General features: G+C 69.3%; 12 protein-coding genes, 2 tRNA genes and 1 pseudogene. 5 read left to right on the forward strand and 10 right to left on the reverse strand.

Annotation, left to right across the window (positions count from 1 at the left end; translation table 11 throughout):
- The 6 genes and pseudogenes from IBL26_RS23795 to IBL26_RS23820 all read right to left on the reverse strand — a co-directional run.
- Nucleotides 1–152 (reverse strand): annotated as a pseudogene (locus IBL26_RS23795) (UDP-glucose 6-dehydrogenase); the annotation flags it as partial.
- Between the two features lie 12 nt (nt 153–164).
- Nucleotides 165–1,034 carry a UTP--glucose-1-phosphate uridylyltransferase GalU gene (gene galU, locus IBL26_RS23800; protein ID WP_367615499.1) on the reverse strand — a complete coding sequence of 290 codons (870 nt, stop codon included), beginning with the start codon at nt 1,032–1,034 and terminating at the stop codon, nt 165–167.
- Between the two features lie 341 nt (nt 1,035–1,375).
- A complete protein-coding gene (locus IBL26_RS23805) occupies nt 1,376–2,056 on the reverse strand; it encodes a J domain-containing protein (RefSeq protein WP_187787007.1) in 681 nt (226 codons plus the stop codon).
- Nucleotides 2,053–2,688 carry a vWA domain-containing protein gene (locus tag IBL26_RS23810; RefSeq protein WP_367615500.1) on the reverse strand — a complete coding sequence of 212 codons (636 nt, stop codon included), beginning with the start codon at nt 2,686–2,688 and terminating at the stop codon, nt 2,053–2,055. Before IBL26_RS23810 ends, IBL26_RS23805 begins: the two co-directional genes overlap by 4 nt.
- A 442-nt stretch (nt 2,689–3,130) precedes the next feature.
- A complete protein-coding gene (locus IBL26_RS23815; protein WP_187787009.1) occupies nt 3,131–5,398 on the reverse strand; it encodes an NADP-dependent malic enzyme in 2,268 nt (755 codons plus the stop codon).
- Nucleotides 5,399–5,488: 90 nt separating this feature from the next.
- Nucleotides 5,489–5,571, reverse strand: a tRNA-Leu gene (locus IBL26_RS23820).
- A gap of 70 nt (nt 5,572–5,641) precedes the next feature.
- On the opposite strand from IBL26_RS23820, the gene lipB reads away from it, so the two are divergent.
- Both lipB and IBL26_RS23830 read left to right on the forward strand, forming a co-directional pair.
- The gene (lipB, locus tag IBL26_RS23825) at nt 5,642–6,373 is read left to right on the forward strand and encodes a lipoyl(octanoyl) transferase LipB (protein WP_187787010.1); all 732 of its coding nucleotides are present in this window, start codon (nt 5,642–5,644) and stop codon (nt 6,371–6,373) included.
- Nucleotides 6,374–6,794: 421 nt separating this feature from the next.
- Nucleotides 6,795–7,853 carry an Ldh family oxidoreductase gene (locus IBL26_RS23830; RefSeq protein WP_187787011.1) on the forward strand — a complete coding sequence of 353 codons (1,059 nt, stop codon included), beginning with the start codon at nt 6,795–6,797 and terminating at the stop codon, nt 7,851–7,853.
- Between the two features lie 388 nt (nt 7,854–8,241).
- Here the strand turns inward: IBL26_RS23830 and IBL26_RS23835 are convergent.
- Nucleotides 8,242–8,316, reverse strand: a tRNA-Val gene (locus IBL26_RS23835).
- A 119-nt stretch (nt 8,317–8,435) separates the two neighbouring features.
- Between IBL26_RS23835 and IBL26_RS23840 the strand changes: the two genes are divergently transcribed.
- On the forward strand, nt 8,436–9,317 hold the full coding sequence (locus tag IBL26_RS23840; protein ID WP_187787012.1) for an N-formylglutamate amidohydrolase: 882 nt from the start codon (nt 8,436–8,438) through the stop codon (nt 9,315–9,317).
- A 435-nt stretch (nt 9,318–9,752) separates the two neighbouring features.
- Nucleotides 9,753–10,319 carry a DinB family protein gene (locus IBL26_RS23845; protein WP_187787013.1) on the forward strand — a complete coding sequence of 189 codons (567 nt, stop codon included), beginning with the start codon at nt 9,753–9,755 and terminating at the stop codon, nt 10,317–10,319.
- Nucleotides 10,320–10,667: 348 nt separating this feature from the next.
- Here the strand turns inward: IBL26_RS23845 and IBL26_RS23850 are convergent, their stop codons facing one another.
- Together IBL26_RS23850 and IBL26_RS23855 are read right to left on the reverse strand one after the other, a co-directional pair.
- Nucleotides 10,668–11,198, reverse strand: a complete 531-nt coding sequence (locus tag IBL26_RS23850) for a carboxymuconolactone decarboxylase family protein (protein ID WP_187787014.1) — start codon at nt 11,196–11,198, stop codon at nt 10,668–10,670.
- Between the two features lie 289 nt (nt 11,199–11,487).
- The gene (locus tag IBL26_RS23855) at nt 11,488–12,060 is read right to left on the reverse strand and encodes a peroxiredoxin (protein ID WP_187787015.1); all 573 of its coding nucleotides are present in this window, start codon (nt 12,058–12,060) and stop codon (nt 11,488–11,490) included.
- A gap of 144 nt (nt 12,061–12,204) precedes the next feature.
- On the opposite strand from IBL26_RS23855, the gene IBL26_RS23860 reads away from it, so the two are divergent.
- A complete protein-coding gene (locus tag IBL26_RS23860; protein WP_187787016.1) occupies nt 12,205–13,164 on the forward strand; it encodes a hydrogen peroxide-inducible genes activator in 960 nt (319 codons plus the stop codon).
- On the opposite strand, the gene IBL26_RS23865 is transcribed toward IBL26_RS23860, so the two are convergent.
- Nucleotides 13,136–14,581 (reverse strand): PepSY-associated TM helix domain-containing protein, encoded by a 1,446-nt coding sequence (locus IBL26_RS23865; RefSeq protein ID WP_187787017.1) that lies wholly within the window; start codon nt 14,579–14,581, stop codon nt 13,136–13,138. The genes IBL26_RS23860 and IBL26_RS23865 overlap by 29 nt on opposite strands.
- Between the last annotated feature and the right edge of the window lie 239 nt (nt 14,582–14,820).

Consider the following 14,820-nt stretch of genomic DNA (forward strand, 5'->3'; position numbering starts at 1 on the left):
AGGCCGGGCTCGTAGATGGGGATGCGGCCTTCGCGCAGCGCCTCGATCTTTGCCGGGTCCGTGTCGACGATGCACACGTCGACGCCGAACTCCGCAAAGCAGGCACCGGAGACGAGGCCGACATAGCCGGCCCCGATCATCGCGATCCGCATCCCCGTGCGTCCTTACACGTAGCGCGGCAGGAACTTACGCACCGCGTCCGCCAGGTCCGGCCGGGCGAGGGCGAAGGCGATCTGCGCTTCCAGGTAGCCGATCTTGTCGCCGCAATCGAAGCGGCGGCCTTCGTAGCGCAGGCCGTGGAAGGGCTGGGTCGGGATCAGCTTGGCCATCGCATCGGTCAGCTGCACCTCGCCGCCCGCACCCTTCTCCATCATGGCCAGGAAGGGCACGACTTCCGGCATCAGCACGTAGCGGCCGATGATGGTGAGGTTGGAGGGTGCCTTGTCGATCGGCGGCTTCTCCACCAGGCCCTTGATGGAGACCAGACGGCCCTTGTCTTCGCGGATGTCCAGCACGCCGTACTTGTTGACGCGCTCCATCGGGACTTCCTCGATGGCGACGACGTTGCCGCCGGTCTCCCGGTACGCATCGGCCAGCTGCTTGGTGCAGGAGACCTCGCACTGCATCAGGTCGTCCGGCAGCAGGATGGCGAAGGGGTCGTCGCCAATGAAGGTGCGGGCGCACCAGATGGCGTGGCCAAGGCCCATCGGCACCTGCTGGCGCACGGTGCTGATGCTGCCCGGCTCCACCGCCTGGGCGTGCATCTCGGCCAGTTCCTTGTCCTTGCCGCGCTCCTTCAGGGTGCGCTCCAGCTCGTAGGCCACGTCGAAATGCTCGACGATCGCGGTCTTGCCGCGGCCGGTGACGAAGCAGAACTGCTCGATGCCGGCTGCGCGTGCCTCGTCCACCGCGTACTGGATCAACGGACGGTCGACGACCGGCAGCATTTCCTTGGCCAGCGCCTTGGTGGCGGGCAGGAAGCGCGTGCCGAGGCCGGCAACGGGCAGTACGGCCTTCTTGAGCGGTTTCGTCACGTGGGCTGGTCCCTCTCTGAAGTGTCGTGGCATAGCCTGCCGGGCGGAGACGGCAGGATTATGGCCGGCACCGCAGCATTGCCATGGGTTCAGGATGACGTCCATGACCCCGGATGGCGTTCAAACGCCCCGGGAAGAAGAAATTTTCGTGGTGAAAACTACGAAATACCGTCGCTGTTCTGCAACCTGAAGATGAACACTGGGCCGAAGCCGCAGCAGCGCTGTTCCGTCCAGGCGACGCCGGCGGCGAGAGGAGCGGCGGCCAAGGCCCCGCCGGGATGGCACGGGCCTCGGAGGGTGCCGCCGGCGGGCCCGATGGGCGCCGATGCATGGCGTCCGGCTCAGCGGCCCAGCAGCAGGTCGCGTGCCTCGTTCAGCCGGGCGGCGCTGGCGGCGTCCCCGCCATGGTCGGGGTGGGCGGCGCGCATCAGGCGGCGGTGGGCGGCGCGGATCTCGTCCTCGCTGGCACCGTCCGACAGGCCGAGCAGGGCTAGGGCGGCGGCGCGGTCCATCCCGGCCGGCCCACCGCTGGTCCCCGCCTGGCGCCAGCCGGGGGCGGCGTTGTCCAGCCAGGTCTCGAGCAGCGGCACGCTTTCCGGGTCATTCGCATGGCAGTCGGCCAGCAGGGAAAGGGTGTCGGGCAGGCTCAGCTCGCCCAGTTCCCGCCCGGCGAAGCGGCCGGTCAGCACGCGGCCGGAGAGGGTGCCGCTGGCGTGGTCCAGCCGCATGTCCAGCATCGCGGTGCGGACATCCGAGACCGGGGCGGCAGCCGGGGCGCCGAAGCGGCGGCGGCCGATCCAGTTGCGTACGGCGGGCAGCAGCAGCGGGCTCAGCGGCACCAGCAGGCCGATGGCCTGGGCGACGCGGCCGGTGAGCACCAGCGCCAGCAACCCGCCCAGCGCCACGCCGGCCAGCAGCCACAGGGAGCCGCGCTTGACCTGCGCCACCGTGGCATTGACGAAGCCGCGCAGCAGCAGCCCGAGGATGACCAGGAAGCCGACGCCACCGATCAGCCAGCTCATGCGGCGGGCGCGGGCAGTTGCGCCGCCAGGGCGCGGGCGGCGGGGCTGCCGAGCCGGGTGAGGGCGCCATGCCCGCCGGCGGCATAGGTGGCGACGGCGCGCAGCAGGTCCCGCAACGCAGCGGCACTGCCGGCGCCGAAGGGCGCGTAGGCCCCGCGGGACAGGGAAGCGATCTGCTTCAGCGTGCTGGCGGCCTGCGGGTCATGCCCTTCCTGGAAGGCGAAGACCGGCGTGCCCCGCACCCCCAGTTGCCCGGCCAGGTGGCACAGCGGGTCCGCCGCTTCCTCCACCGCATCGCCGACGAAGACCAGCGCATGCAGGCGTTCCTTCGCCGCCTCGCCCAGCGCGTGCTGCAAGACCTTGCCGATCTGCGTCTGCCCGCCCTGGCAAGCCACGCCGGCCATGCGCTTGGCCAGCAGCGCCCCGTCGGCGATGAAGGGCGTGGCGGCGAATTCGCCGAAGCCGCGATAATAGGCCAGCTGCACCTCCAGCCCACCATGCGCGGCGGCGGCCAGGAACATCTCGGTCTGCAACTGGCAGGCGCGGTCCCAACTCGGCTGGCGGCTGGCGGTGGCATCGACGGCGAAGATCATCCGCGCCGGGCGATGCACGCCAGGGCGAAGGGCCGGCACGGACGCCGCCTTCTGCAGGAAAGCGGCGACGCTCGCGGAGGTGGGGCGGGCGGGGAGCTGAGCCATGCGAGGGAAGATGGCGTCGGGTGGGGGGTGGGGGAAGGCTGGGGGAACGAATTCCCCCAGGCCCCCATCTTTTTTCTGCGAGTTTTCTTGGGAGTTTGAGCCGAGGGAGTGCTGAAAAACCTTGCGGGCTGCGAAGCCAAGTATGGAGGTGGACGGGCCTTGGGCGCGGAAGCGCACATGGGCTTGGAGCCTATCCATCGCAGGTAACCGCGACAGCAGGCCCCTGTCCTTAGCCGACTGCCCGACTCACGCCTTCGGCTGAAGCACCCCGCGACGATCCCGCCGAAAGACAGCGGCCCCAACGACCGGCCGCGAAAGACTCGAAGAATAGAAGAAGAGGGACCCGGGGAGAATTCCGTCTCCCCGGCCTTCACCCTCAGCCGCGCACCTGCGTCACCGCCAGCGCGGTCAGGTTGGCGATGCCGCGCGCGGTCACGCTCGGCACCAGGACGTGGATGGGCTTGTTCATGCCCAGCAGCATCGGCCCGATCTGCAGCCCGTCGCCGGTGGCCTTCACCAGGTTGTAGGCGATGTTGGCGGCATCCAGGTTCGGGAAGACCAGCAGGTTGGCACCCTCGGTCAGCGGGCTGTCGGTCACCGCCTTTTCCCGCACCGCCTGCACCAGGGCGGCGTCGGCGTGCATTTCGCCATCCACTTCCAGGTCGGGCGCGCACAGGCGGATGAGGCGCAGCGCCTCCCGCATCTTGCGGGCCCCGGGTGCCTGGCTGGCGCCGAAATTGGAGTGGGAGAGCAGCGCCGCCTTGGGCGTCATGCCGAAGGCCCGCACCTGCTCGGCGGCCAGCACCGTCATCTCGGCCACCTGCTCGGCCGTGGGCTCCACCAGCAGGTGGGTGTCGACGAAGAACAGCGTGCCGGCGGGCAGGATGACGCCGGTCATGGCGTAGACGCGGCCGACATGCTCGTCCTTGCCGATCACGTCATAGGCCTGGTGCCACTGGCGCATCCACTCGCCCAGGCCGCCGACCATGGCGGCATCCACCTGGCCGGTTTCCAGCAGCAGGGCGGCGGCGGTGGCGGGGCGGGTGCGGACCACCCGCTCGCAGCTATCGGCCGGCACGCCGCGGCGCGCCACCTTGCCGCGATAGACCTCGACCAGCGGACCGAACACCTCGGTATCCTGGGCGGGATCCAGCAAGCGGACGGACTGCTTCAGGTCCATGCGCAGGCCCATGGCCTTCACCTTGGCCTCGATGACATCGCGGCGGCCGATCAGCACTGGCTCGGCCAGCTCGTCATCCAGCACGGTCTGCACGGCGCGCAGCACGCGCTCATCCTCGCCCTCGGAATAGACGACGCTGCGGGGCTGCTTCTTCGCCGCGAAGACGACCGGGCGCATCAGGTCGCCGGAGCGGTAGACGAAGCGCTCCAGCGTCTCCTGGTAGGCGGCGAAATCCTCGATCGGGCGGGCGGCGACACCGGTGGCCATGGCGGCGCGGGCCACGGCGGGGGCGATTTCCAGGATCAGGCGCGGGTCGAAGGGCTTGGGGATGATGTAGTCGGGGCCGAAGGTCGGCGCGTGGCCGCCATAGGCCGCCGCCACCACTTCCGACGCCTCGATCCGGGCGAGGCGGGCGATGGCCTCCACCGCCGCGACCTTCATCTCCTCATTGATGGTGGTGGCGCCGGCATCCAGCGCGCCACGGAAGATGAACGGGAAGCAGAGGACGTTGTTGACCTGGTTGGGGTAGTCCGACCGCCCGGTGGCGACGATGGCATCCGGCCGCACGGCGCGCACCGCCTCCGGCAGGATCTCCGGCTCCGGGTTCGCCAGCGCCAGCACCAGCGGCTTCGGCGCCAGCAGCGGCAGCCATTCCGGCTTCAGCACGCGCGGGGCGGAGAGGCCGAGGAAGACGTCGGCGCCGGGCAGGGCGTCCTGCAGGGTCCGCTCCTCGGTCTCCCGGGCATAGCGGTCCTTGTAGGGGTCCATCAGCTCGTTGCGGCCGACATACACCACGCCCTTGATGTCGGTGACCGTGATGTTCTCCCGCTTCGCGCCCATGGCGACGAGCAGGTCGAGGCAGGCCAGCGCCGCCGCGCCGCCGCCGGAGGTGACGATCTTGACCTCCGACAGCTCCTTGCCCTGCACCAGCAGGCCGTTGCGGACGGCGGAGGCGACGATGATGGCGGTGCCGTGCTGGTCGTCATGGAAGACCGGGATCTTCATCCGCTCGCGCAGCGTCTGCTCGATGATGAAGCACTCGGGGGCCTTGATGTCCTCGAGGTTGATGGCGCCGAAGCTCGGCTCCAGCACCGCCACGGCGTCGATGAATTTCTGCGGGTCCCGCTCCTCGACCTCCAGGTCGATCGAGTCGATGCCGGCGAACTTCTTGAAGAGGACAGCCTTGCCTTCCATCACCGGCTTCGAGGCCAGGGCGCCGATGGCACCAAGGCCCAGCACCGCGGTGCCGTTGGTGATGACGGCGACCATGTTGCCGCGCGTGGTGTAGTCGTAGGCGGTGTCCGGATTGGCGGCGATTTCCTCGCACGCGGCGGCGACGCCAGGGGAGTAGGCGAGGCCGAGATCCCGCTGCGTCGCCATGCGCTTCGTCGGCTCAATGCTGAGCTTACCCGGCCGCGGAAAGCGGTGGTAATCGAGCGCGGCTTTACGGAAATCTTCGTCCATCGGGCACCTCTGCGTGCCCCGGGGACGGGAGGCCGGAGCAGGCGGTTGGCCGGGACCGGTGTGCCTGCGGGGCTAAAACTAAAGGGAATATGCGGCCAAGAAGATTCGAACTTCCACGGGGTTGCCCCCACCAGCACCTCAAGCTGACGCGTCTACCATTCCGCCATGGCCGCATACGGGATAGTCATGATAGGGGGCGGGCTATACCCCAGCTTTCCTGCCGCATCAACAACCCGACCGAGCATGACCGACGATATTCTTGAAACTTCCGCCTCCCCGGGCCCGGAAGGCACCCCTGCCGGGGCCCAGGCCGCCATCGCGGCGCCGCTGCCGCTGGAATGGCGCGTGGCGGAAGGCCTGACCGACTACCCCATCTCCCTCTCCGCCATGGAAGCGCGCATCGCCGCCATCCGCGCCGGAGAGGCGTCCGAGCTGGTCTGGCTGGTGGAGCACCCGCCCACCTATACCTCCGGCACCTCGGCCACCCAGGATGGCCTGGTGAACGCCCGCTTCCCCACCTACGCCGCCGGGCGCGGCGGGCAATGGACCTATCACGGCCCCGGCCAGCGCACCGCCTACGCCCTGCTGGACCTGACGCGCCCCCACGGCAGCGTGCCGGCCCGCGACATCCGCGCCTACGTGCTGGGGCTGGAAGAATGGATGATCCGCACCCTGTACCGCTTCAACGTACGCGGCGAACGGCGGGACGGGCGCATCGGCATCTGGGTGGCGGACCCGAAGCGCGGCGGCGAATCCAAGATCGGCGCCATCGGTGTACGGGTGACCCGCTGGGTGAGCTGGCACGGCATCGCCCTGAACGTGGAACCGGACCTGGAGCATTTCGGCGGCATCGTGCCCTGCGGCATTCGCGAACACGGCGTGACCAGCCTGTGGGACCTGGGCCTGACCGTGACGATGGACGAAGTGGACGCCGCGTTGCGCGCCTGCTGGGTCGAGGTGTTCGGCGAAGGGTGACGGCGGCGCTGCCCCTGGGGGTGGAGCGGCAGAGAGGCCGGGGAGGCCGGGGAAGGAATTCCCCGGACCCCTTCTTTTCGTTTTTCGAGTTTTCCGGCTTGGCTTTTGGAAGGCCTCGTTTTGAGGGACGGCTGGGTGCGCCGGAGGTCTGGGACCTCTGGCGACTGAGGGTTCAGCCCGCTTGGCCCATTTAAATATCATCAAGCAGGGCCGCTCTCAGCCCCGCAGCGCCACGCGAAACTCGAAGAAAAAAGATGGGGTCCGGGGAATTCCTTCCCCGGCCTTTTCCCCGGCCGCAGCGGGGGCCAGGGTGTAGCCCCGCGTTGCCCAGGCGCAGGCTGCGGTGCATGCTGCGTTGCAGGGAAGAACTGCAAGAAGGTCCAGCTCGCCATGAACGTTTCCAGCTTGGTCATCGCGCCCCATGCATGACGAAACCCGGCGGTACGATGCCGTCGCCACGCGCGCTTTTGCCACCGATCTGTTCGCCGCGGCCGGCGTGGCGCGGGACAAGGCGGCCACCGTGGCCGATGTGTTGACGGAGGCCGATCTGCTGGGCCACCTGACGCATGGCCTGGCGCTGGCGCCGAAATATCTGGCGGATATTCCCCCTGGCTTCCTGGCCAAGGACGGGCAGCCGGAGGTGATCTCCGACAAGGGCGCCTGCCTGGCCTGGGATGCGAAGGGCCTGCCCGGCGCCTGGGTGGTGATGCATGCGCTGGAGACGGCGTATGAGCGCATCGGCCAGTACGGCACGGTGAGTATCGCCATCGCGGAGAGCCACCATATCGGCTGCCTGGCCGTGTATCCGCTGCGGGCGGCGGAGCGTGGGCTGATGGCCATCGTCCACAGTAGCGCGCCGAACAATGCCAGCGTGGCGCCTTACGGCGCGAGGCAGGGTGTGCTTTCGCCAGACCCCATTGCCGCGGCGTGGCCGACGACGGGGGACCCGGTGGCGATGGATATCAGTGCCTCGATCACCACCGCCAATCTCAGCGCGCGGATGGCGGCGGAGGGGACGCAGTACAAGCACGACTGGCTGCTGGATGCGGAGGGCAATCCCTCCAAGGACCCGGCGGTGCTGGCGCAGGGCGGCACCATCCTGCCGGCCGGTGGGTTGGATCATGGCCAGAAGGGCTATGCCCAGGCGCTGCTGACCGAGGCGCTGACCCAGGGCCTGTCCGGCCACGGGCGCACCAAGGGCACGGTTGGCATGCGGGCGGCACTGTTCGTGCAGGTGATCGACCCGAACGCCTTTGCCGGGCTGGACGCCTTTACGCGGGAGACGGGCTACACGGCGGATCTGTGCCGGGCCGCCGCGCCGCGCCCGGGCATGCCGCCGGTGCGGGTGCCGGGGCAGAAGGGCCTGGCCATGCGCCGGCAGGCGCGGGAGCAGGGCGTGCCGCTGGCCGGCCGTATCACCGCGCCGCTGGCGGAACTAGGCAAACAATACGGGCTGACGCTGCCGCAGCCGATCGGCTGACGGGGAGGGCGCGAGAAGGCCGGGGAAGGAGGCTTTCCCGGCCTTCTCGCCCTACGAGTGTGGCGCAGTGTCGGCGGCATGCTTTGCGGAGTGGCGGGCGCAGGCACGGGCTGCGCCGTGCCAATGCTGTCCCGTGCCTGCTTCGTCGTGCTGGCGCTTCGCCGGGCATCCGGCGGCCTGCGTGAGAGGGTGGTATCGCCGGCCAGGGGTGGTTCAGTGGTGGCTGTCGCGGAGCGCTGGGGAGGACACTATTCAGCAGGCCGCGCAGGGTGCCGGCGGGCCTCCAGGCCGATACTCAGCCAGACCGCGGCGCAGCAGCCGGCATAGGGCGTGGTGCACGGCCCTGGCGGCAGCTTGGACGGTCGAACACATTGTCTGGAGAGCCGGATGGTGGGCGCGACAGGGATTGAACCTGTGACCTTCCCCGTGTCAGGGGGACGCTCTCCCGCTGAGCTACGCGCCCATCCGGTAGGGCGGGGTCTCTAACCCGGTCTTGGACCCAGAGCAAGAGGGTGTGAGCGAAGAAATGCGTCACCCTGGCCGGTGACAGGACGATGGCAGTATGGCTTGATCGGTCGGACTATGGACCTCCCGCTTCCGGTCATCGCCGGGCAAGACCGCCCCGGCCCCGTGCTGATTGCCCGCCCGTCGCAGCAGACGGCGCCGCTGGTGTTCGCCTCCCCCCATTCAGGCCGGTTCTACCCGCCGGAGTTCCTGGCGGAGAGCCGGTTGGACGCGCTGTCCGTCCGCCGGTCCGAGGACAGTTTCGTCGAGGAACTGTTCGCCGCAGCGCCGGAATACGGCGCACCGCTGCTGGCCGCCACCTTCCCGCGCGTCTATTGCGATGCCAACCGCGAAGCCTGGGAGCTGGACCCGGGCATGTTCGATGGCCCGCTACCGCCCTGGGTGAATAGCGCCAGCCCGCGCGTCGGTGCCGGGCTGGGCACCATTGCCCGCATCGTCGCCAGCGGGGAGCCGGTGTACCAGCGCCGGCTGTCCTTCCCGGCGGTCGAGACGCGCATCCAGCGCTGCTGGCACCCCTATCACGCGGCGCTGGCCGGGCTGATCGCGGAGACCAAGGCACGCTTCGGCTGCTGCCTGGTGATTGACTGCCATTCCATGCCGACCCACCCGCTGCATCCGCCACAGACGGCGCCCGATTTCGTGCTGGGCGATGCGCACGGCACCGCCTGCGCCCCGCGCGCCGTGCGAATGGTGGAGGAGGTGCTGGCCGGGCTGGGCTACCGGGTGCGCCGGAACGACCCCTATGCCGGCGGCTACGTCACCCGCCACTACGGCCGCCCGCGCGAATCGGTGCATGTGCTGCAGATCGAAATGGCGCGGGCGCTGTACATGAACGAGGCGACGATCGAGCGCCTGCCGGAGATGGACAGCCTGAGGCTGGACCTGACGCGGCTGATCGCCCGGCTGGCGGCGGCCGATCTGGGGTTCCTGCGCGGGTGAGGGCGTAGAGAAAGAGAAGGCCATGGGAAGGAATTCCCCTGGGACCCCATCTTCTTTCTGCGGCTTTGGGTTGGCGCTGCGGGACTGAGAGCTGGCGCTGCTTGATGATAGTTATCAGGGGCTACACGGACTGAACCCTCAGTCGCCGAAGGTCCCAGACCTCTGGCGCACTCAGTCATCTCTCAAGTCCAACCCCTCAACAACCACACCCGCAAAACGCGAAAAAGAAAAGAAGGGGTCTGGGGAATTCCTTCCCCAGCCTTTCCCTACCGCTCAGGCCACATGTCGATCCACGCCAAGCCCGGTGGGCCGACAGGGACTCGATTCTGAAGCTACCCGGACGGTTTGAGGAAGCGGATAGGATCGGGCGATCCCGCCTCGCGCTTCGCCGGGCGGGGGCGTGCGTACCACGGAATCATCATGGGGAGAGGACCGATGCCTGCTTCGTTGCCGCTGGCGCTGCGTGCCATGGCCTACAACAACGCCTGGGCCAATCACCGTCTGCTTTCCGCCTGCGCCGGGCTTACCCAGACGCAGTTCGAGGCGGAGCGGGCGGGCTTCTTTCCCTCCCTGCAGGCCACGCTGAACCACATCCTGATCGTGGACCATTTCTACGTGGACGCGCTGGAAGGCGGGCGCCTGGGCCCGGCGGCCTGGGCGAACCGGATTCCCTGCCCGGCGCTGCCGGCGCTGAAGGTGGCGCAGGAGGCGGTGGACCGCCGGCTGATTGCCTGGTGCGAGGCGCTGGACGATGCGGGCGCTGGCCGGACCATCGCCGTGCACCGGGGCAGCCGGGTCCAGGAGGAGCGGGCGGACCGGCTGCTGCTGCATCTGTTCCAGCACCAGGTGCACCACCGCGGCCAGGCGCATGCCATGCTGAGCGGCACTGGCGTAAAGCCGCCGCAACTGGACGAGTTCTTCCCCGCCGACGAGGCACCGTTGCGGGCGGCGGAATTCGCTGAGCTGGGCTGGACAGAGCAGCGTGTGTGGGGCGAGGGCTGACCGCGCTTCCCCTGCCATGGCTGGGCCCGCGGAATTGTCGGGGCTAAAGCGTCAGCTCGGCTGCCAGCGCGCGGGCAAAAAAAAGGCGGTGCCGAAGCACCGCCGAGTTTAGGGAGGAAACGTCCAAGAAAGACAACAACGCAGTGCGTTGCTGCGAGACAGAACTTACGCAAAGGGTCGTTCGTGTGCAAGTGGTTTTTCGCGGTGCAGCACAAAAACTCAATGCACCCAGCGCAGGTCTGGCTTCCGGTTCTGCATACCCGGGATGCTGGATAGGGTGGCAGAAACGTACAAGGCCCGCGTGAAGCGGGCCTTGCGTATGAAAGTCCTTGATTTTAGGCAGATGCCTCAAGCGGCGAGGGCGTCTTCCGCTTCCAGCACGCCGGCCACCGCGTGCACCACGGCGGCGATGCGGACGGATGCCTGCACCTGCTCGGTGCTCAGGCCACCATGCTTCACCACCTTCTCATGGCTCTCCATGCACATGCCGCAACCGTTGATGGCGGAAACGGCCAGAGACCATAGCTCGAAATCGACCTTCTCGACGCCTGGCTTGCCGATGATGTTCATCCGCAGCTTGGCGGGCAGGGTGGCGTAGTCGCCGCCCACCAGGTGCACGAAGCGGTAATAGACGTTGTTCATGCCCATGATGGCGGCGGCGGCCTTGGCGGCGGTCAGGGCCTCGGCCGAGAGCTTCGGGGCGAACTCGGCGACGATGGCCTTGGTCACCTCGGCATTGCGGCTGGCAATGGCGCTGGCCACGAAGGTGCCGGCCAGCTGCTGCTGCGTCAGCAACGGCTCGGTCGACAGGCTGCCCAGGTTGAGCTTCAGGTCCTTGGCGTATTCGGGCAGGCGGTTGCGCAGGGCTTCCAGCGACATGCGAAGGTATCCTCCGGTCTCGGTTGCTAGGGCGTGGGTGCCCACGGTGGGATCACCGCAAGGCGTGCATCACGCGGATCAGGAAAGGTCAGCGAAGGTCCGCCGCGTTTCTCTGCGGCCGACATTCTCTGGGTTGTTGCGGTGGGCAGAGCCGGCGGCACGGGCCACCGGTTCGGCGCACCGCGCCCCACCCGCTGGGACGGCGGGCCTGGAAGCGGGCTTCCAGCAAAGGGGCGCGAAGCCGGCGGGGGAGGAGACGATCCCCGCCGGTTGCGGCAGGCTGCCTGGATCAGGCGGCCTGGAACAGTTCCTGCGGCTTCAGGGCGGCGTCGCCCTTGTTCCAGTTGCAGGGGCACAGCTCGTCGGTCTGCAGCGCGTCCAGGATGCGGACGACTTCCTGCGGGTTGCGGCCGACATTCAGGCCGTTCACCGAGGCCCACTGGATGGTGCCCTCGGGGTCGACGATGAAGGTCGCGCGCAGGGCCACGCCCTCGCTCTTGTCCAGGATGCCGAGGGCGGAGGACAGCTCGCGCTTCGTGTCCGCCAGCATCGGGATCGGCAGGTCGCGGATGTCGTTGTTGTGGACGCGCCAGTTCAGGTGGACGAACTCGCTGTCGGTCGAGGCGCCGTAGAGCACCGCGTCACGGTCGGAGAACTCGACGTTCAGCTTGCCGAAGGCCGCGATCTCGGTCGGGCAGATGAAGGTGAAGTCCTTCGGCCAGAAGAACACGACCTTCCACTTGCCGGCATCGGTCTCGTTGCTGATCTGCGTGAAGGACTTGCCGGGGCCTTCCAGGCCTTCCGGGCCGCCCTTGACGGCGGTCAGGTTGAAGTCGGGAAACTTGTCGCCAACGGTCAGCATAGGTCGATCCCCTTAACGTCGCTTCGGTTCATTACGCTTAAGCGGCCGGTCCAGCCCAAGGCGAACCCGCCGGCGCTCTTGTTATGGTGTGCGGTGCACATATGTGCCAATGAATTGTTTTCGACAAAACGATTGGTTTGATCGATGACCCCGCTGCCGACTCCGCAACAGCTGCGCTATCTCGTCGCCCTGGCCGATCTCGGCCATTTCGGCCGCGCCGCGGCCGCGTGCGCGGTGACGCAATCCACGCTCTCCGCCGGCATCATCGCGCTGGAACGCCAACTGGACGCCTCGATCCTGGAGCGCGGCCCGGCCAAGCGGCCGGTCTTCACCCCGCTGGGGCTGGAGCTGGTGGGGCGGGCGCGGGCGGCGCTGGCCGCGCTCTCCGCCGTGGCCGAGACGGCGGCGGCGGCGCGGGACCCGCTGACCGGCCCGCTGCGACTCGGCATTATCCCGACCATCGGACCCTTCCTGCTGCCGCGGCTGATGCCGGCGCTGCGGAAGGCCTTCCCGCGCCTGCGCCTGTGGCTGCGGGAGGATCTGACCGACCGGCTGGCGGAGGACCTGCAGGGCGGGCGGCTGGACCTGCTGTTACTGGCGCTGCCCGCCGCCTTGCCGGATGTGGAGACGCTGCGAATCGCCGAGGACCCCTTCGTCGCCGCCCTGCCGCAGGAGCACCGGCTGCTGGACCAGGCGCAGTTGCCGCTCTCCGCCCTGGGCGGCGAGCGGCTGCTGCTGCTGGAGGATGGCCACTGTCTGCGGGACCAGGCGCTTTCCGCCTGCGGGCTGCCGGGGGCGGGCGGGGGCGAGACCTTCGCCGCCACCAGCCTGCATACGCTGGTGCAGATGGTGGCGGGCGGGCTGGGGGTGACGCTGCTGCCCCGGCTGGCGGTGGCGGGCGGCGTGCTGGCCGGCACGCCGGTGGTGCTGAGGCCGATCGAGACGCCACCCGGCCAGGTGATGGGGCGCACGCTGGGCCTGGCCTGGCGCGCCCGATCCCCCCGCGCGCCGGAGTTCCGCAGCCTGGCTCCGGTGATCGGGGAGGCGGTGGCGGCGGCGGTGGCCCGTATTGGCGCTACGCCGGGCGCGGGCGGCGGCGGGTAAGCAGTACGTCCAGCACCAGCATCACCAGCATCGAGGCACCGACCAGCGGGAAGATGACGCCGCCGATGGCCAGGATGGCGGCGACGCCGACCATCAGCCGCCGTTCCGCCGGGGCGGGCGGCAGGCCCAGGCTGCCCGCCGGCCGCCGCTTCCACCACATGACGCCGCCGGACACCGCCAGGGCGACGATGCCGAAGCAGGCGGCCAGCAGCACCAGCTTGTTCGCCAGCCCGTATTGCTGGCCCAGATGGACGTTGATGCCCCATTCCAACCCGCGCCCCAGCGGGCCGTAATCGGCGTAGCCCATGTCCAGCAACGGCCGGCCGGAATACTGGTCCAGATGCACCACGCGCTGCTGCGAGAGGTCGTCGGGGTAGGCGGAGCCGGTATAGACGCCGCGCGGGCCGCCCGGCAGCGCTACCGCGTAGCCCGGCGCCATGCCCAGCCGGGTGAACTCGGCCACCGCGGCATTCAGCCCGATGGCGGTGCTGGCGGCAGGGGCCGGCGGGGTCGCGGGGGCCGGCATGGCCTGGCCGTGGTCATGCCCGCCCGCATCCGCCGCGCCATGGCCGGCATGCGGGTCCGATTCCGGCAGCCGCGCCTGTTGCAGTGACCAGGAGGTCGGGCCCGATTCGGCCAGCTTGACGCCGGACATCGGCACCGAGACGCGGATGCCTGCCGGGTAGCCGAAATTATGCCCGTTGGCCCACTGGTTGGCGTAGCTGCCCCAGAACACCGACCACGGCATGCCGGTGACTGCCAGGAAGACGATGAAGCCGGCGGTGAAGACCCCCAGCGTGCCATGCAGGCTTTTCCAGAACGGCCGGCGGCGTGGCGAGCCGCGCACGGCGAGGGCGCTGCCACGGACCTGCCTCGGCCCGCGCGGCCACCAAAGATACAGCCCGGTGCCGACCAGCAGGATGCTCCAGCCGGCGACGATCTCGATGATGCCGCTGGCGACGGGGCCGAACCAGGCGAGGCTGTGCAACTGCCGCACGAACCACATGACGGTGCCCTTGTCCGGCAACATGCCCAGCACGCGGGCGTCGTAGGGGTCCAGATAGGCGACGATGCGATCGCCACCGGCGGTGCGGATGCCGACCTGGGCACTGGCGGCCGGGTCTGGGGCGGGGATGAAGCGGAAGGCGGTGCCGGGCTGGGCCGCCAGCGCGGCAGCCACCAGGGCCTCTGGCGGCCGGGCGGGGGCGGCCTGTTGTTCCACGCGCATCAGGTCCCGGTGGATCAGCGTATCCAGTTCCGCACGGAACAGGAACAGGCCGCCGGTGACGGCCAGCAGCACCAGGAAAGGCAGGGCGATCAGCCCGGCATAGAAATGCCAGCGCCAGACGGCGCGATAGAGGCCAGGAAGGGCGGTGGCGCGCGCGGTGGCGGCGCGCGGCAGGGTGGATGCACTCATAGGAAGCGGAATCCCGATTCGGGGCGGTCAGGGCTGGGCGTGGCAGCCGGCCGGACCTGACCCCGGATCGGGGCGTGGCGCGGCGGCCGTGCGGGTTCGTCGCGGTGCTGCGGGCGCGGGGCGGGCCGCCCTGGCGCGGCGTGGCGGGTTGGCCTTCAGGCCACGCCACGGCGGACAGGGCAGCACCGCCGGATACGAGCCGGCAGGCGCCGAAACGGCCGTTCAGGCCGCCAGGGGAG

Source organism: Teichococcus aerophilus (assembly GCF_014490485.1).
GTDB lineage: Bacteria > Pseudomonadota > Alphaproteobacteria > Acetobacterales > Acetobacteraceae > Pseudoroseomonas > Pseudoroseomonas aerophila.

Bases quoted from the DNA above. Each gene is read 5' to 3' on its own strand.
- IBL26_RS23855 (WP_187787015.1), bottom strand. From the start codon at position 12,060: ATGCTGACCGTTGGCGACAAGTTTCCCGACTTCAACCTGACCGCCGTC.
- IBL26_RS23850 (WP_187787014.1), bottom strand. From the start codon at position 11,198: ATGTCGCTGGAAGCCCTGCGCAACCGCCTGCCCGAATACGCCAAGGAC.
- IBL26_RS23865 (WP_187787017.1), bottom strand. From the start codon at position 14,581: ATGAGTGCATCCACCCTGCCGCGCGCCGCCACCGCGCGCGCCACCGCC.
- IBL26_RS23845 (WP_187787013.1), top strand. From the start codon at position 9,753: ATGCCTGCTTCGTTGCCGCTGGCGCTGCGTGCCATGGCCTACAACAAC.
- IBL26_RS23840 (WP_187787012.1), top strand. From the start codon at position 8,436: ATGGACCTCCCGCTTCCGGTCATCGCCGGGCAAGACCGCCCCGGCCCC.
- IBL26_RS23860 (WP_187787016.1), top strand. From the start codon at position 12,205: ATGACCCCGCTGCCGACTCCGCAACAGCTGCGCTATCTCGTCGCCCTG.
- lipB (WP_187787010.1), top strand. From the start codon at position 5,642: ATGACCGACGATATTCTTGAAACTTCCGCCTCCCCGGGCCCGGAAGGC.
- IBL26_RS23805 (WP_187787007.1), bottom strand. From the start codon at position 2,056: ATGAGCTGGCTGATCGGTGGCGTCGGCTTCCTGGTCATCCTCGGGCTG.
- IBL26_RS23830 (WP_187787011.1), top strand. From the start codon at position 6,795: ATGCATGACGAAACCCGGCGGTACGATGCCGTCGCCACGCGCGCTTTT.
- IBL26_RS23815 (WP_187787009.1), bottom strand. From the start codon at position 5,398: ATGGACGAAGATTTCCGTAAAGCCGCGCTCGATTACCACCGCTTTCCG.